This window comes from Sorangium sp. So ce302 (genome assembly GCF_051530145.1).
GTDB lineage: Bacteria > Myxococcota_A > Polyangia > Polyangiales > Polyangiaceae > Sorangium > Sorangium cellulosum_B.
Genome location: NZ_CP150326.1, coordinates 12,364,091 through 12,380,345, shown reverse-complemented (window position 1 = coordinate 12,380,345; position 16,255 = coordinate 12,364,091). Strand labels below are relative to the sequence as shown.

At 67.7% G+C, this 16,255-nt stretch carries 15 protein-coding genes; 8 read left to right on the top strand and 7 right to left on the bottom strand.

Translation table 11 applies throughout. From position 1 onward, the window contains the following. Positions 1-1,476: 1,476 nt before the first annotated feature. Together WME73_RS46860 and WME73_RS46855 are read right to left on the bottom strand one after the other, a co-directional pair. Positions 1,477-3,150, bottom strand: a complete 1,674-nt coding sequence (locus WME73_RS46860; protein ID WP_437913838.1) for a hypothetical protein — start codon at positions 3,148-3,150, stop codon at positions 1,477-1,479. After that, positions 3,144-4,220, bottom strand: coding sequence for a hypothetical protein (locus WME73_RS46855; RefSeq protein ID WP_437913837.1), 1,077 nt, complete (start codon positions 4,218-4,220; stop codon positions 3,144-3,146). Before WME73_RS46855 ends, WME73_RS46860 begins: the two co-directional genes overlap by 7 nt. Positions 4,221-4,436: 216 nt before the next feature. Between WME73_RS46855 and WME73_RS46850 the strand changes: the two genes are divergently transcribed. From WME73_RS46850 to WME73_RS46830, 5 genes are all read left to right on the top strand, one after another. Beyond that, complete coding sequence (locus WME73_RS46850) at positions 4,437-5,540, top strand: RNA polymerase sigma factor (protein WP_437913836.1); 1,104 nt, start codon at positions 4,437-4,439, stop codon at positions 5,538-5,540. A 204-nt stretch (positions 5,541-5,744) separates the two neighbouring features. Next, complete coding sequence (locus WME73_RS46845) at positions 5,745-6,218, top strand: RNA polymerase sigma factor (RefSeq protein ID WP_437917509.1); 474 nt, start codon at positions 5,745-5,747, stop codon at positions 6,216-6,218. Positions 6,219-6,361: 143 nt separating this feature from the next. Further along, a complete protein-coding gene (locus WME73_RS46840) occupies positions 6,362-6,745 on the top strand; it encodes a hypothetical protein (protein WP_437913835.1) in 384 nt (127 codons plus the stop codon). A 2-nt stretch (positions 6,746-6,747) separates the two neighbouring features. After that, a complete protein-coding gene (locus WME73_RS46835; RefSeq protein ID WP_437913834.1) occupies positions 6,748-6,963 on the top strand; it encodes a hypothetical protein in 216 nt (71 codons plus the stop codon). 14 nt (positions 6,964-6,977) lie between these two features. Then, positions 6,978-7,154: a hypothetical protein gene (locus WME73_RS46830; protein WP_437913833.1), complete on the top strand. Its 177-nt coding sequence runs from the start codon at positions 6,978-6,980 to the stop codon at positions 7,152-7,154. A 406-nt stretch (positions 7,155-7,560) separates the two neighbouring features. Here the strand turns inward: WME73_RS46830 and WME73_RS46825 are convergent, their stop codons facing one another. From WME73_RS46825 to WME73_RS46815, 3 genes are all read right to left on the bottom strand, one after another. Continuing rightward, positions 7,561-8,376 carry an ExeA family protein gene (locus WME73_RS46825; RefSeq protein WP_437742624.1) on the bottom strand — a complete coding sequence of 272 codons (816 nt, stop codon included), beginning with the start codon at positions 8,374-8,376 and terminating at the stop codon, positions 7,561-7,563. After that, positions 8,373-9,743 (bottom strand): DDE-type integrase/transposase/recombinase, encoded by a 1,371-nt coding sequence (locus WME73_RS46820; protein WP_437913832.1) that lies wholly within the window; start codon positions 9,741-9,743, stop codon positions 8,373-8,375. Before WME73_RS46820 ends, WME73_RS46825 begins: the two co-directional genes overlap by 4 nt. Positions 9,744-9,861: 118 nt before the next feature. Further along, positions 9,862-10,485, bottom strand: coding sequence for a hypothetical protein (locus tag WME73_RS46815; RefSeq protein WP_437912937.1), 624 nt, complete (start codon positions 10,483-10,485; stop codon positions 9,862-9,864). A gap of 688 nt (positions 10,486-11,173) precedes the next feature. Here WME73_RS46815 and WME73_RS46810 point away from each other — a divergent pair. Further along, positions 11,174-13,099, top strand: a complete 1,926-nt coding sequence (locus tag WME73_RS46810; RefSeq protein ID WP_437913831.1) for an SIR2 family protein — start codon at positions 11,174-11,176, stop codon at positions 13,097-13,099. A gap of 411 nt (positions 13,100-13,510) precedes the next feature. Here WME73_RS46810 and WME73_RS46805 read toward each other — a convergent pair whose 3' ends face one another. Beyond that, on the bottom strand, positions 13,511-13,684 hold the full coding sequence (locus WME73_RS46805) for a hypothetical protein (RefSeq protein ID WP_437547347.1): 174 nt from the start codon (positions 13,682-13,684) through the stop codon (positions 13,511-13,513). Positions 13,685-13,781: 97 nt separating this feature from the next. Between WME73_RS46805 and WME73_RS46800 the strand changes: the two genes are divergently transcribed. Continuing rightward, complete coding sequence (locus WME73_RS46800; protein ID WP_437742767.1) at positions 13,782-14,111, top strand: hypothetical protein; 330 nt, start codon at positions 13,782-13,784, stop codon at positions 14,109-14,111. Here the strand turns inward: WME73_RS46800 and WME73_RS46795 are convergent. Further along, positions 14,095-15,267 (bottom strand): 2-isopropylmalate synthase, encoded by a 1,173-nt coding sequence (locus WME73_RS46795; RefSeq protein ID WP_437913830.1) that lies wholly within the window; start codon positions 15,265-15,267, stop codon positions 14,095-14,097. The two genes, WME73_RS46800 and WME73_RS46795, sit on opposite strands and share 17 nt — an antisense overlap. Before the next feature lie 379 nt (positions 15,268-15,646). Between WME73_RS46795 and WME73_RS46790 the strand changes: the two genes are divergently transcribed. Continuing rightward, complete coding sequence (locus tag WME73_RS46790; protein WP_437748122.1) at positions 15,647-15,760, top strand: hypothetical protein; 114 nt, start codon at positions 15,647-15,649, stop codon at positions 15,758-15,760. Positions 15,761-16,255: the final 495 nt, after the last annotated feature.

The window sequence follows — 16,255 nt, the reverse complement described above, 5'->3', positions numbered from 1 at the left end:
CGACGTTAGGGCCTTGGTCGACGGTATGTGCCACCGCGAGTGAGTGTCCTCCGTGGCCTCCACCGCCCCGGCCCCCGTTGCCGCCCTTCCCGCCATCGCCGCCACGGCAGCCTGGCTGCGATCCGGCCCTGTTGCCTCCGCCAGTGCCACCGTACCCACCCACGCCGCCGTACTGGCCATCCCCGCCTCGTCCACCGTTTCCACCACGACCCGTGATGATGCTGGTTTTACTTGCGCGGACGCTGGCGTGGTAAGACAGAATCCCGATGCTGGATCCGCCTGGACCGCCGCCCCTCCCAGGCTTGCCGCCGCAGCCGCCAGCACCGCCGGAACCACCAGAAGCGCCGCCCTGTGCTGCTCCTGCGCCGCAGTACACTGAACCGCCACGCGAGCCGCCTCCACCGCCGCCCCCGTAACCGTGCTTCCCTGCCTGACCATCTTCGCCTGCGCCACCTTCCAGTCCCGTGTCTGTGACCCGACCGGGCCCTGATGCGCCGTTCCCGTTCGCGCCGTCATCCCCCGCCAGCCCGCCCCTCCCCTCTGTGCAGGACAGGATGGCTTGCCCAGCTCCACCCAGACCGTGGCTCATCGGATTCGTGATTGGCAGAGGGGAACCACTTTCCCCGTCGCCACCATCATCGTTTGCGCCGATACCACCCATTCCCCCCGACGAGATGCCATCGTCACACGAGGTTGTGACTCGCGCCCCTCCCGTCACCGTATCGGCAGAGCACGCCATCGCTCCCGGGTTCCCCGGTGTTCCCTCTTGTGCTGCATCGACGCCTCCATCCGCGCCAGCGGCTCCATCTGCGCCGTCCCCGGCTACGACCTCGCTCAAGCGCACCTCTACCGTCACTCCCGGCAGGGCGCGCATGGCGATGGAGGAGCCGCCCGGCACGGTGGCATCTTGTGCGATCATACGGATTCTCGTCAGCGTCGTGATCACGTCGGCCTCGGGCGAGGGCTCCGCCGCCTGGTCCACGACGGTGAGCGGAATCCGGTTCGGACCTGGCGCAATCGTCGTGAGCTCGCCGAGTGGATGCAGGGGCCAATGACTTGGCAGACCGCGGCAGTCGAGACCTCCCCACACGTCCATTCCTGCCGGCACACGGACTTCGACAGAGAATGTGTCGGCGCATGCGTACACCCGCATGCCACGCTCGCGGGCAAGCTCGAACGCCCGCGCAAACGTTTTTATCGGCGAATTCGGCGTGCCAGGCCCAGCATCATTGCCTTTGTCTGCCACATACACGCCATCGCAGTCGACCGGACGATCGGCGTTGCCGGGATCCGCGTTGCAGGACTCCACCGGCGCGCATGAGAGGGTCTCCTCGCAACGTTCCCACACCCCCGATTCGCTACCGCATCCGAGCGCCGCGCTCCCGTTGAACAAAGCGACTCCGAACAGCAAAGGCCGAGCACCCAGCGCGCGGAAGCCCGATTCCCATCTCGTCATCTCATCCCACATGGCGCCCCCTACTGCAGCTCATGAGAGTCTGGGTCGTTCGGATCGATGGCCGCAAACGGCAGGAACTCGGCCGCCACGCCATCGTCGCCCTTGCTCTCCGTGACATTCGGATCGCCGCCGTCCCCTCCCTCCCCAGCAGTTCCAAGGAGAAACGTCGCCTGGACGTTCTCGCGCGTAACCTCCGCGGTCTCCAGATACGCGATGGCTACCGAATGACCGCCGAGCCCGCCGCCTGCGCCACCGCCGGGCCCCCCGTTGCCGCCGTCGCCTCCGCGGCATCCCGCGAGCGCTCCGGGCACGCCTCCGCCTCCCTCACCGCCGGGAGCTCCGCTTCCTCCTGGCAATCCCGCCCCTCCCGCGCCGCCCCGACCGCCGCGGCCGGTCTGAAGGGTCGATCCGCGGATGGTGACCTTCGAACCTCTTGTGACGATGCCAGCGCTCACTCCTCCGGAGAAACCGCCTGTTCCCTGCTTGCCGCCACAACCGCCGGAACCACCCGAGCCGCCGAACGCCCCCCCGACCGGCCCGGCACCACAGGCGGTCGCACCGCCGCGCGAACCGCCACCACCGCCGCCGCCCTGACCCGGGCGTCCGAGCGTCCCGTCCTGCCCCTTGCCCAGCGTGCGGACCCATCCCACAACGCCAGGAAGCCTTGCCCCCTGACCGTGCACCCCCGCGGCACCGTCGAGGCCGCGCTGGCCGTCGGTGCACGCCATGCTTCCCTGCTGACCAACGCCCCCGGTGCCGGCGCCCGTCGGGTTCGGGTCGGGGAGCGGCTCCCCATAACCTGCGTCGAAGCCCTCATCGGGCAGACCGGGACCGCCTTGGCCGCTGACCGAGGTTTCGTCGTCACACTCCGTCGTGACCTCTCGGGTTGCAGGCACGTCATCGACCGTGCACGCGTCGGCTCCCGCGTGTCCAGGCCGCCCATCGGCCGCCGCTGCGTCCTCCGCCGGAGCTCCGGGCTCACCGTCGGCTCCGTCACCTGCGACGATGCGGCTGTCGATCACCTCGATCTCGCTGCCAGCGGAGAGATAGATCCCGATCGAGTTGCCGCCCGGCATCGCGCCCCGTCCTGTGATGACTTCGCTCGCAACGAGCTTGAGCTCGGCCTCATCGCGCACAGCGACGATTCCGATCGAGCACGCTTCTGTTCGGTCCACCTCGTTACCATCGGGCGCCACGATCCGCAGGTTCGCGAGCGTGATTCCCCGCCCTCCGAACGTCACGACTTCGCGCTCGGGCTGCTTCGGGGCGATGACGGTCTTCGCATCGGCACCGAGGTGCTGCCAGCCGTTCGTGCAGTCGAACCCGCCCCAGATACTCGTGTCGTAGAACCAGAGACGTTCGTCGAAGGTCTCAGCGCAAGCGTAGACATGGTGGAGGTGACCGCCCTCCTCCACGAGCTCGAGGGCCTTGCGCAGTGTTTTCAGGGGTGCTGCGCGCGTTCCTGGATTCGCGTCGTCGCCGAGACTTGCGCTGACGAATAGGCCGCACCCATCTTGCGGAGGCTTCACCGTGGGGTCGTCGACACAGATGGGATCCTCGTGACCGGAGGAACACCCGTACACGAGAGAAGCGATTCCGAACCCGAGCGCGATAGGCACCAAGGTGGCCACAGCCACCCGGCGTCGACCTTTCGATGAGGTATCCATGCTCCGAAGTTCCACGTTCGTCACCACACACCCGCCATCATAAGCCCCATGCGCTGCCCGCTCACCGTGGGCACAACACGCACCCCATCGCTGAGCGGCGAGCTTCGGTCCACGAGCAGAGACACGAGCGTCAGCGCACCGAGCGCGCCTCCCGACGCCAGGGTCACCCATCCGGCTTTCGTCAGGAGATCGCGCTTCTCTTGCAGGTCGCGCAGCTCCGAGCACGCGCGCGGTACCTTGGGGCCAGCACATCGGCTCGCATCCTCGTCTGCGCCACGCAGCGCGGTAGCTCGATCGTGGAGCTCATCCTCGGTGTAGGCACTCCAGATCAGCAACCCGCCGCCAGCTGCCATGGTTGCCCCCGCCACGACCGCGCCGCCGATGCGCAGCGTCGACGCGGTGGTGGAGGGCGCCACGGACGACGCCTGCGCTCCTCGCGCGGAGCTCTTGGTTGAGGTTCCCTTCGCAGGGGTGCCCGGCGCTGCAGCGCGCGGTACCTGCAGCGAGATGGTCGTCGGCTTCCCGGCCTGCGCGTCGAACGACGCGAACGCCTCCTCATGGCCCGCCAACCGGGCCCGCACCATGTGCTGTCCGGGCTCCAAGAACAGCCGGTAGGTCCGCGCAGGCGCGCTGATGGGCTTGCCGTCAATGAGCACCTCCGCGTCCGGCGGGTCGACAGACAGGTAGAGGGTCGCGACATGCGACGCTGCCTTGCGCTGCCCGGCCTCGAACCGCAGCTGTAGTTCAAGGGGCAGGACGTTGCGCTGCTCGAGACTCCAGGCGAGATGCTCGGCAGCATCACGGTACTTGCGCAGCTCGAGCTCACAAAGGCCGAGCTCTCCGGCGATCTCCGCGCGCTCCTTCTCCGTGTTCGACGCCGGGTCTGTCGCATCGAGCGCCGCATTGTAGGCCGCGTATGCCTCGGTCCACCGACCTGCGTCACGGGCTCTCTGCGCACGGCGTACATGGTCCTTCACCGTCGAGCTGCCGCTTCGCTCCAGCGTCGAATAGATGTCCTCGGCGCTGGCGGGGCTCGTGTAGACACCAGCGGCGCCAAGCATCAGGCAGAATAACAACGAAGGCGCAACGTCACGCATGCGCGGAACGTACTTACGCCCGGCGCGCGGCGTCAACGGCGACAAATTCGAAGGGAAAGAACGTTTTGTCAGGCAAAGATCGGCCCGACGACGCAAAGGCGCCCGTCGCCCCTCCGCGCAGTGGAGTTGCCCAGGTACGCACATCACAAAGCGTACATTATCCTACCAAAGTTGACCGACCCTTCTCTTTCTTGAACCCTTCCGGCCAGCTCAGGGGTGCTACCAGCTGTGGGCAAGCCAGCACGAACTCCCCCCCACTTCGAGCGCTTCCGCCGCCTCATCAGGCGGCTCGGTGTCCCCGCGCGACACGCCGAGGACCTCGCGCAGGAAGCGCTCCTACGGGACTGGGAGGCGAGAGGGCGGATCGAGACGGGCGTGGATCCAGCGCCGTACTCCGTCACCATCGCCCTGAACCTCGCCCGCAGGCACCTACGGGACGCGAGCCGTCGGGGTGAGGTCCTGACCCCGTTCGACGAGCACGACTTCCGCGGGGACCAACCGAGCCCGGAAGCCTTGCTCCGGATGCAGGAGCGGGAAGCCGTCATGCGCGACCTGATCGAGCAGGTCGACCCCAAGTACCGCGACCTCTTGGTCGAGCACGAGCTCGAGGAGAAGTCGCTCGCCGAGATCGCCGCCAAGCTGGGGCTCAAGCTGGACGCCGTGAGGAGCCAGCACCGCAGGGCACGCGAGCAGCTGGAGGAGGCAAAGCGGCGCTGGATGGCGCAGCAAGAATTCCGGGGCTGGGACAAGGTGCCCTGCGTTCCGGTGGCGTTCGGCCTGTTCCGTCGCTCGTGGTGGACGACCGCGCTGCACCTGCAGAAGGTCGGGGCGAAGGTCTTCGCGCAGGCGGCGCTCGTCATGCTGACGGGCGCCGTCGTCGCGACAGCTCCACGCTCGTCAGGCTCGGCCTGTACGACCGCGTGGTTACAGCCGGCAGCGATCCACGCCGGTGCGGTCACGCCCCCGCAGCAGCACACCGCGCCGCCCCTCGACCGGCCAGACGCACGCCGTGCGGTCGCCACGGCCTCGCTCGTGGTGCAGGGCATCGCAGCGCCCGGCGGGCATCCACTGGTCACGACGAACGGCAAGCCCGCTTCGCCGGCCGCAACAGCTGCGCGTTCCTCGCCGCCCGTCCGCGCCGTACGCCTGGTCGCGAGCGAGCGCGAGAAGGACCTGATCCTCCAGGCGCGCAAGGCCATCGAAGCCTACAACGCCAGGGCTAACGTCGAGGCGCGACGCCTGCTTGACATGCACGCCATGGAGTTCCCTCGGGGTCAGCTGGCCCGGGAGCGCGAGGCGCTGCTGCTGCAACTTCGCTGAATCGGCGGCGGCCCTGGCGACAGATAGCCAGCGGTGGAGACGGCGGCGTTCTTGAGCGACGTCAGGCCGAGATCCGCCCTGCGCCGGGCCAGGAGAATGAGCACGTCCATGACACGCAAGGAAGCCGTGGCGGAGCATAGGCGCACGTCACGCCGAGTCCAGATTGGTGGGCCTCCGGCAGTGCACGTTTCCCTCGAGGCCATCATGCGGCACTCGAGGATGATCCATGCCGTGTTGCGCCAGTTCGGCGTACCCGCTCGCGACCAGCCGGATGTGATTCAGGAGATCTTCCTGTCCGCCTGGCGCAGCGTGGAAGGCGGAGGATTTCGGCCCCGTCCGGAGGTGCCGCCGAAGAAGGCTCTACAGAGCTGGCTCTTCGCTGTTACTTGGCACCACATCTTCCATTACCGAGAGCGCCTGTACCGGTGGTACAGGGAGCTTGCTGCGTTCGCGGCTCCGGGGATAGCGAGGCATGCACCGTCGCCCTTCGGCCAGGTAGAGGCCCGGATGGCGCTTCGTTGCCTGGAGCGGCTCAAGCCCGAGCTCCGTGCCGTGCTCGCGGGCACCGCCGTGGGCAATACCGCTGAGGAGATCGCAGCAGAGCTCGGTGCCCATCCAGGCACGACGAACAAGCGGCTGCATCGCGGGCGAAAGCAGTTGCGCAAGATCCTCCGCTGAACGAGGTGCGGACGTAGCTCGCCGTCGCCGCGCGCGTCAACGTCGGGCTCGTGGCGCACGCCGATCGCACGGCCTACCTTTTCAGCCGGCGCATCGAGGCGGTGCACTTCACATCGTGGGGAAATGAGGACGGTGGCGTCGGCTTGCCCCCAACGACTACGTACGCCGACTGGCTGGACGCCGGCTCCCGCGTCTTCCGCGTCGACATGCCCAACTTGGAGCCGCTCGACGTGCTGCTCCTGGACTGCTCCTTCACGCTCGAGTTCCTGGCCAGCGGCATCAACGACCAGGCGCGCGTCCGGCTCGTCGCCGTGGCGCCGAACGGGATCATGCTCATCCCCCCCGGCGCGCACACCGCGTCCGAGCTCCGGAACTCACGGGCGCCAGCCGCCATCTCCGGGTTCCTCGTCGCATCCCAGGCCGGCAACTATCGGGTCAAGCTCCAGGGCAAGACCCGGAACGGCGACCCTGGGCAGCTCGCTATCTACGACGCGTCCGTGCTCCGCGTCCTGCACCTGAAGAGGTAACCATGTCGAGGGTCCTGAACTGGATCGACACGCCGTTCTTCGGCGTCCGCCGCATCTTCGCTGGAGGCGTCGAGTTGCCGGAGCGCCCCGCACTCAACTTCGTCGGGGCGGTGGTCACCGACAACCCGGCCGAGAACCGGACCGACGTGTTCGTCCCCGGGGCATGGCTGGTCAGCCCCATCGTGACGACCACGTACACGGCCCGGCCGGGCGAGTGAACGCACACAACCCGGTGACGATCCAGCTCCCGCTCGGCCGCACCCCGTCCCCTCCGTACGTCCACACGGTAACCAACGATCCGCCGTTCGGGCTCTCGTTCGAGCTCTCGTTCGTCGATGGGAAGCACATCGGTGCCCTGTGGCTGTTCTGTGACCGCTACCTCTGCGAGGCCTGCGTGGGCGAGGCGTAGGTGGGACGAGCTCCCCGTTCCCACCTCGGCGAGGGCTCGCAAAGCTGAGGGCCTGGCAAGCACGGGCCAGCAGATCGCGCGGGTACCCCTACGTACCTTCCGGCTGGTGAGCGACGGCGCCGCGTCGATCGTGATCTGACAGGCGGGCAGTCGGGTGGCTTGGTGTTGACGCTCAGGCTGATTGATGGCGTTGCGCGCCGTCTGGTTGATGGCCATCACGAGCCTGCGCGGGCGAGGTCGAGGAGGGCGATGGCCATCACCCGCCTGCACGGGCCGCGCCGCTGGGCGATGGCCATCTCCGGCGCACGGGGGCGCTCAACGCGCGATGGCCATCGCGTCGGATGACCCGTAGGCGCCGACGGCGCGATGGCTGCCGGCGCCTGCCACGCGTGAGCGTAGACGCCGTTCAGTCGGCGTCACTCCTGACGTCGCCGATCACCCGGGCCATGACGTCCCGCTCGACGAGCTTCTTTTTCCGCCGAGCCGACTCGCGCAGCGCGGCGGTGGCCACGCGGTCGATCTCGCGCAGGCTCGAGCCGGCGGCCTCGTGCAGCGAGGTCAGCGCCTCGGAGGTAAAGAGATCGCGATCGCAACCGGCACGGCCGAGCCGCAGGCGGACATACTCGCTCGTATCGTCCGCCGTCATCGGTCCGATCGACAGGCGCCGGTCGATCCGCGAGTACAGGGAGCGGTTCTTGCGCAGCTCAAGCCGGTCCTTGAGGTCGGGCAGCCCCACCAGAATCAGACTCAGCAGCGCCCGGCTGTCCCATTCGTAATTTGCCAAGATGTGAAGATGGTCCAACGTGTCCTGATGAAGTAGGTGCGCCTCGTCGAGCAGAAAGACCGGGTGAATCCGTTCTCGTCCGAGGTTCTCGACGTGCGCGCTGATCGCGTAGAAGACGGCGGCCGCGGTCGCAGCAGGGGTCAGGCCGAGGGCCTGGCAGAGCTGCCGGTAGAAGTCGCGGCGTCCGAGCGTGGCGTTGTGGCAGTAGGTCAGGCGGAATCCGGCCTGCGGCAAGCGATGGCGCAGCGCGCGCAGCACGCACGTCTTGCCGGCGCCCGGCTCGCCGACGAGCAGCACCTGGGAGCGCTCGTGGACCGCGTCGCACAGCTCCTCGACGAGCTCATGTTTCGAGGGCGGCAGCCAGAGGTCGCTGTCCGGGATCTCCTTGGAGAAGGGCGACTCGGAGAGCCCGAAGAATCGGATGAAAGACTCGCTCATCGAGCACCTCCCTCGGAGCTGTCGTCGGGATCCGAGGCCTCCGGCCTTTCGCTTCCAGCCCGCAGCAGCGCCCTCGTCGGAGCGAAGTCGGTGGGGCGGCTCGGCCCTTGTGCGAGCGGACCGCTGCATGGCGGCCGCCGGCGCCGCGCGTTCTTCGCCGGATCGAGGCGGCGGAGCGGCAGGCGCTTGCCCTCGTGCTCGACCCACGGGGTCGCGTCCGGGGCGACGTGACAATGAGCGACCGTGACGAGCTGGCCAGCCAGGTAGCCCTGATCGAGCTCCCACGCTTCGCCGTCGATGGAGATCACATTGTCGCTGGACACGCGCCGCCGGCTGCGTTCTGTCAGCGCGGCGCGCAGCGCCCGCTCCTCGACCGCGCCCTCGCCGGCGGGCTTTTGCGCGTACAGCTTCGAGGGGCACTTGCCCATCAGCCCGGCGTGCGGCGCCGCGTGATAACGCCGTTCGAGGAAGGCCTTGAGCCGTGCGTCGATGTCCTTGAGCGACGCGACCTCGCCGAGGAAGCTCAGGCACCCCTCGCGCAACGTCCGCCAGAAGCGCTCCATCTTGCCGCGCGCCTGCGGGTCATAGGGCTTCGCATGCAGCAGGGTGATACCGAGTCGCGAGCACGCCGTCCGGAGGACTTCGCCCCGGTAGGTGGAGCCATTGTCCAGGTAAAGGGCATCCGGTTTGCCGTGGCGGCGAAGCGCGTCCACGAGCAGCCCGAGCATGTCGACCTCCCTCTCGGTCGAGTGCGCCTCGAGCGCGACGACGTAGCGAGAGGCATCGTCGAGCAAGCCATGGATGCGGACAGGCACCGTCCGACCGCCCATCTTGCACTGCGGCAGGTGGCAGACGTCACCGTGCCAGAGCGCTCCGGGCCGCTCGGCCTGCCAGCGCAGCCGTGTCCTCGGCTGTTGTTCCGAGCGAGCCGCCCGACGCGACAGACCCGCCGCCGCATACAACCGTCGCACTGTCGGCTCCGAGACCTGGCCCGGATCGATGCGCCCCTCGTCGACGAGGGTGCTCAGGATGAGCGACACCGATGCCGCGGGATGCTCGCGCCGGATGTCGAGCAAGAGCTCGCGCAGCTCGGCGCGCAGCTCCTGCGCGAAGCCGCGATCGGAGCGCGGCTCGGGACGAAGGCCGGCGAGGCCTGTGGCGCGGTACGCGTACAGCCAGCGCTCGAGCGTGGGGACCGAATAGGTGCGCGTGCTGTCGGCGCCCGGCGGCCGGAACCGCTGGGCGCTCAAGGCGCGCAGCTCGGCGGCGAGCCGTCCGCGGCCGAGCTCGCGGTGCATGACGGGGCCGATGACCGAAGCGCGAAAGATCGCGACGGCCTCGGCGTGATCGGCAGGTCCGAGATCCATATCGAAGGGTCCTTTCTGCGCCCTGCGGCGCGGGGCCCTTGTGCGCCACCGAGGCTCGTCGAGGGAGGGATCCTCTCGGGTGGGTCTTGTTCTCTGGGCTCGTCGCTGACAGCCGCCCTCACGCTGCGTGCGCGGCGCCGAGGAACGCTCGGTGCTCCAGCGCTTCGCCCCGGGAGGTCGGATCCGCGTAGGCGGCGAGCGAGGCCGCCGCGCTCGCTGCCACGCGGCGCAGCATCGCGCCGGGATCAGACGACGGCAGTGCGGCAAAGAGGCGTCGATGCGCGACGTCGCGCGTCCAGCGGCGGAGCGTGGCCCAGCCGGTGAAGGCCGTGGCGCCCAGGATCGTCTGCGGGCTGATCCGCCGGCGCACCTCGCGGGCGGTCGCCAGCACGAGCCCGTAGAGCGCAAGAGCGAAGCCGATCGCCGCGGCGCTGTAGTGCCGCCGCGGCAGCAGCTCGCGTGGACCGACGAGGATCACCGCCCCGCAGGGCAGGCAGCGGTAGCGGCGCAGCTGGAGCACGAGAAGAACGGCGGGCGCGTTCGGGCCGGCCGGGCCACGCACCTGCCGCTCGCGAAGGCCATGGCCGTGGAGGCCAAGAGGTCCCCCGACGGGCTGGCTCGCCGCTCCGCACGCAGGGCAGCGAGCGGGGCGCACCGCCTCGACCGTGGGCACCTGCTGCTGCCAGCTCTTGATATCGAGCGCGCTGTGGACGAGACTGTGACCGCTTCGATTCCTCGACACGCGAACCGGAGCACGACGAGGAGGTTGTCCGCCAAGACTGGGCCTCCTCGTCGCCTTTTGTGGCTGGCACCGCGCCGATGCTCCGCTCCCACTCCGCGGCCGCTCCTACACCCGTGGGCGGCGGGAAAAGCGACGATGAGCATGACAATTTCGGTCGGCACGAAGCAATGCCTCTCGGCGTGGCGAGCCCGGGCGGCGACGCGGACGTCCGCGTTCCCCATGATCTGAGAAAAAGCGCAGGGAGGAGCAGACGGCGTGAGAATTTGAGATAGGTCACGGGAATGCATCCGGCGGGCACGAGGAGGCGCCCCTGCACTCACGGTGGACGATGCCTCGTGCGGGGATGCGTACCCTCCTCCATCAAGGAGCTTGAGCGAGATGTCGGCCTGAAGCCTTATTGAGGCTGGGCGCTAACACTTGGCTGAGGACGCTCCCCACCCCGACGGGAAGGGGCAGCCGCCGGAGCCTCCCTCGGTGCCGCCCGGAGAGCCAGCGACTCCCGCGACCCGTTGAGGCGGCGCTGGCCGGAGCCTCGGCCCGGCGATCTGGTGATCAGCGGCGCGGTCCACGGGCACTGCGTCACCACCCCAGTGTAGTCCCATCGCATACCATGTCTACGGCACTCCTGTGAGACCCATGTCATAGATCCTGTTGAACGTGGTAACATGCAAAATTGCGAGGACCAACGATGGGCAACTCCCCAGAAAGATGGACCCTTAAAGGGTTCCTGAGTCACTTCGAATTCGTTCACAGCAAGATGGAGGATCACGCATTTGCATGGGTCCTTGGAGCTGGAGCTTCCAAAGCGTCCGGCATACCTACTGGCGGAGAACTAGTCGAACGGTGGCTGAAAGAGCTTCACGAGCGCCTAGACGACACGGTTTCGCCCATCGAAGCATGGGCAACCTCCGAGAACCTCAAGATCAGCGATTTTACATACTCGAACGCAGCCGCGTTCTACCCCCGGGTATACGAGCGCCGATTCTGCAACAATCCGGATGAGGGCTTCGCATGTTTAGAAGACATGATGGCACGCATCGAACCGAGCCCTGGGTACTCGATTCTCGCAAAAGCGCTGGAAACAACGAGACACCGCGTGGTCATCACCACGAATTTCGACAATTTGGTAGCTGATGCCCTAGCCATTTACACTACCGCGTACCCGCTCGTGGCCGGTCACGAATTACTCACCAGCTTCGTCCGCGTGGCCATGCGCAGGCCACTAGTTTGCAAAATTCATCGAGATTTGCTGCTGGCCCCCAAGAACGACCCCAGAAGCCTGAAACGACTCCACGAGGCCTGGGCAGGAACGCTTAGAACCCTTCTGTCCCACTTTACACCAATATTCATTGGATATGGAGGCAACGACGACAGCCTCATGGACTTACTAGAATCACTGGATCCAGGAGAGATCAAGGGACAGACAATCTGGTGTTATTACGAAAAAATCGAACCAAGTGAACGCATCTGCAACCTGGTAGCCCAACATCGCGGCGCATTGGTCCCAACACCTGACTTCGACACCTTAATGCTGCTCGTCGGTTCCAAGATGAAGATTAAGCCGCTAGGTCATGTACTGGGAAAACGAGCGGAGGAGCGTGTCGGAATATATCAGAATCGGATATTAGATCTTGATGTAATCCGGCACCCGGATCTAATTCCAGCACTTGAGTCCGCAGTAGAACAAGCAAACGTGGGTTGGTGGGCCTGGGAGCTGAAGGCGAAGGCCGAAAAAGATCCAAGCAGAAAGGAGCAAATTTATCGAATCGGGATCCAACGCTACCCTGATAGCATCGAGCTCCACAGAAACCTTGCATATACTCTTTGGAGGGATCAAGAAAACATAATAGACGCAGAAAAAATTGCGAGGTCCACACACAGTATCAAACCCAACAGCGCACAAAGCAACGTGCTCCTGGCCGTTATCCTGTCTTCCAAACCAGAAAATTGGGACGAGACCGAAACTCTATTCCGCCGCGCAGTTGAGCTTGATTCCAAAGGCCCGACCGCCATCTTGACGCTTGCCTATTTCTTAAGCTGGAAAAAGAAAGATCTCGAGGAAGCAGAAAGATTACATAGGCTCGCGATCCAAAAGGCTCCACAAGATCCATTAACGCACGCCGGATTTGCGAATTTTTTATGGCAAAAGAAAAACGATATACTTGGCGCGGAAGAGCATTACAGATTTGCGCTTGAGATTGCCCCCCTCAACATGCACGCTTGCGTTAACTTCTCCGGGCTGCTGCTGTCTCAAGATCGGCCGCTAGAAGCACTACCATATGCCAAGATCGCATTGCAGCAGAGTCAACTGGCTCCTAGTATCGACACAGCAGAATCCATATTTTACATCGGCATGGCTGAGCAATTTTTGGGCCGCGATGACAGCAGAGCGCTCGCTCAACTAAAAACGCTATTGGAACACGGATTTCGGCGGAGCGAATGGTCGTTCGATTCAGTATTAGAAACAGCGATGCGCCGACTTTCGTCGGAGCAATTTAATCTCTACAAATCCATAGCCGCTGCGATATTGGACAATCGTAGCGTCAATGACTTGAGTAGATTTGATCGCTGGGAGATGCTTGCACCGGTTCCGCTGGGTGGTACTACCCGCTAGGACGGTACGCAGCTCTGGGCGTGTGACCTCCGTGTGCCCCGACGTCCGGGCACGGGGCTCCACGAGAGGGCACTCGGGTATACGAGAGGAATTGAGCCTCGATGGCCTCTGACACCGTTCCGACGCGTCCGACGCGGCGTCTGCCGTATCTCTCGCGCATGCTGGACATCAGTTCAGCTCCGGGTTCGATTCCCGGTGCCTCCACCAGGAGACTCCGGCGAGAGCCGTGTCTTCTTTGTTTTGTGCCCTGCGTGTGACCTGATTAGTTTTTAACGTCGCTGAACAGCTCGACGCGGGAAACACCTGTTTCGGCCTGTCCGAAGAGGGCAGCCTCCCAGACCACTGTGGTGAGGCGAGAGGACTCGCGAAACCCCTTACCTCACGCGACCAGGTACCGCCCCTCGCCTCGCCTCAAACCCCGCGCGGGAAGTCGCCCAGCGGCGGGAAGCGCGGGTCCTCCGTCGGATCGGGCGACGGCGGCTCCGGCTGCTCCGGCCCCGGATCCCCCGGGTTCGGCGGGAGCGGGGCATCCTCGTCGTCGCCGGGAATGTCCGTCTTCGCGAGCTCATCCTTGTCGTCGTTCATGACGGCCTTCCACTGCAATTTTCAAACCGCATCACACGCACGACCGCTCGACCCACCGCTTGACGCCCCCGCCCGGCCCCCCTGATCTGCGGCCAGCGTGCTCTCGATCCGCCACGACCCCTTCCCGCTGGAGGCCGCCCGCGACCTGCTCGGCATCGTGCGCGCGCTCTACGCCGAGGCGCGCACCCGCGGGGCGAGCGTGGCAGATCTCCACGCCATCGCCGCGGTCGGCGACGACCTCCGGCAAGCGATCGCCCTCGCCGAGGCCCATCCGCCCGGCACGCTCGGCTTCTCGTCGGCGTGGGCCCGCGCCGAGCGCGCGGCGGGCCGCGTCGGCGAGCTCGCGGACGCCGTCGCGCCCGCTGCGCCCATCGTCCGCGCCGCCCTGGCGCGCGTCGGCGGGGGCAACGTCACCCCCGGCGGGTGAGCGCCCCCGCGATCGGATGGTCCGGCGCGACGGGCCAGGCGAGCGCGCGCGACGCGGCCGCGCAGTACGCCGCGAGGCGCTCGCGTGGCACCGGGGCGCGCGCGCCGAGGCGACCGAGGTTGTCGACGAGCAGCTCCAGGCAGGTGTTGCCCGTCCGCTCCCCGACGCCCAGCGCCGTGGCGTGGACCCGCTCGACGCCGCTCGCCACCGCCCAGAGCGCGGCCGCGAGGCCGAGCCCGCGATCGTTGTGGCCGTGCCAGTCGAGCTCGATCCCGGTCGCCCCCAGCGCGCCCAGCTCCCGCCGGGCGAACGCGACGAGCGCCTCGACCCCCGGCGGGGTGACATGGCCGGTCGTGTCGCAAAGGCAGAGGCGCGCCGCGCCGGCGTCGACGGCGGCGCGGAAGAGCGTGCGGAGCATGTCGGGCGGCGAGCGGGTCGCGTCCTCCGCGACGAGGCAGAAGGGCAGGCCGGCCGCCGCGGCCGCCCGCCCGGCCTCGTCCACGCTGCGGGCCAGGAAGTCAGGCCCCCACCCCTCGACGAAGTGCCGGATCGGCGAGCTGCCGATGAACGCGTAGACCATGATCGGCGCCCCGGCGCGCTCGGCCACGCGGGCGACCTCCTCCACGTCCGCGGCGAGGGTGCGCGCGGCCGCGGTCAGGCCGAGCGGCAGGCGGGACGCGACGATCTCCCGGACGAGCAGGCACGCGTCGTCGAACTGCCGCGGCCCGGCCGCCGGGATGCCGAGGTTCACGACGTCGACGCCGACGCTCGCCATCGCGTGGAGGAGCTCGATCTTGCGCGCGCGCGGCGGGTTCACCGTGGAGACGCCCTGGATGCCGTCGCGCAGCGTCTCGTCGAGCACCTCGACGGGCCGGGCTCCCCGGTCGAAGGGCAGCCACGCCTCGCCCTCGGCGCGCGCGGCGCCCCACGCGTCGGCCACCAGGCCGCCAGGGGGCGGCTGAAGGCCACCGCGGGGCGGCTGCAGGCCACCGCGGGGCGGCCGCAGCCCGCCGGTGCCGGGGGGCGACAGCTGCCCGCCGAAGCCGGGGGGCGACAGCAGCTCACCGGGGCGCGGCGGGCGCTCCCCCGGCGCGGGCTCTGCGCGGTTCCAGTCGAAGGGGGCCGCGGCGCCGGGATCCCGGCCGTCGGCGCTCATGCGCTGCATCTCATCTCGAAGGGGGCTCTCGGCGTGGCGCGGGCGCGGCGCACCGCGTCGATCCGCGCTGGGGGAAAGGTTACTTCATGTCGGCCGCCGGAGCAGGTCCCAGCAGCGCTCGGCGAGCGCCGCGCCCCGCGCCGCGAGTGCATCGAGCCCGCGCCAGGCGCCCACACCCGCAGGACCGGACCACCGCGCCCGCCGGCGGGAGCGGCTTTCCGCGCGGAGAGCGGCAGCGTAAAAAGCTGACCAAGGAGCAACTTGCTGCTCCGGGACACTTACCTGGGCAACGGCGACGGGATGCTGTCCACGCCGCCGGTCGACGTGCCCATCGACGGCGTGGCGCAGCTCGCCGGGGGGCGACCAGCACACGTGCGCGCTGAAGGCGACCGGCGAGATCCTCTGCTGGGGCGAGAACGCCGACGGGCAGCTCGGCGTGGGCCAAGGGGCCAGCGACCAGCCTTCGCCGGTCACGGTCAAGTTCGAGCCCTGAGCGAGAGCGGCGCTCGTGACAGGCGCCTTGTCGGGCGCGGCGCCCGTCGTGGCGCCGCGCCTCGAGCTCCGCTGACGGCGCGCGCCTCGCCTGGGCGGCGAGCCGCCGCGCAGCAGCCCTCTCCGCACGCTCCTCCCGAAGTTGACTGGAGCTCGCGGAGGGCCGGTCCACGGCCCGTCCTCGCGCCGGGTGAGCCCTTGTCTCCGCGCGCAGCGTGACATGTCACGGATCGACCGTGACATGTTACGAATCGATCGTGACATGTCACGGATCGATCGTGACATGTCACGCCAGCGCCGCTGCGACCGCGCCCCCGGCGCCGCCAAGCGCACGCCGCCCACGCTGCGCGACAGCCGCCTTCGCGAAGCCTGCACAAGGACCCTGGCAGGGCGACGGCCACCTCGGGGATGGCACACAGGGTGCACTGATGCGCCGATGCGCCGGCGAGCCGGAGCTCGCGAGCGCGCCTGCAGCTTCGCGGCGAGACACCTCGGC

Excerpts from the sequence above, each read along its gene's own strand:
- WME73_RS46855 (WP_437913837.1), bottom strand. The coding sequence starts at position 4,220 with ATGCGTGACGTTGCGCCTTCGTTGTTATTCTGCCTGATGCTTGGCGCC.
- WME73_RS46845 (WP_437917509.1), top strand. The coding sequence starts at position 5,745 with ATGCGGCACTCGAGGATGATCCATGCCGTGTTGCGCCAGTTCGGCGTA.
- WME73_RS46835 (WP_437913834.1), top strand. The coding sequence starts at position 6,748 with ATGTCGAGGGTCCTGAACTGGATCGACACGCCGTTCTTCGGCGTCCGC.
- WME73_RS46825 (WP_437742624.1), bottom strand. The coding sequence starts at position 8,376 with ATGAGCGAGTCTTTCATCCGATTCTTCGGGCTCTCCGAGTCGCCCTTC.
- WME73_RS46820 (WP_437913832.1), bottom strand. The coding sequence starts at position 9,743 with ATGGATCTCGGACCTGCCGATCACGCCGAGGCCGTCGCGATCTTTCGC.
- WME73_RS46810 (WP_437913831.1), top strand. The coding sequence starts at position 11,174 with ATGGGCAACTCCCCAGAAAGATGGACCCTTAAAGGGTTCCTGAGTCAC.
- WME73_RS46805 (WP_437547347.1), bottom strand. The coding sequence starts at position 13,684 with ATGAACGACGACAAGGATGAGCTCGCGAAGACGGACATTCCCGGCGAC.
- WME73_RS46795 (WP_437913830.1), bottom strand. The coding sequence starts at position 15,267 with ATGAGCGCCGACGGCCGGGATCCCGGCGCCGCGGCCCCCTTCGACTGG.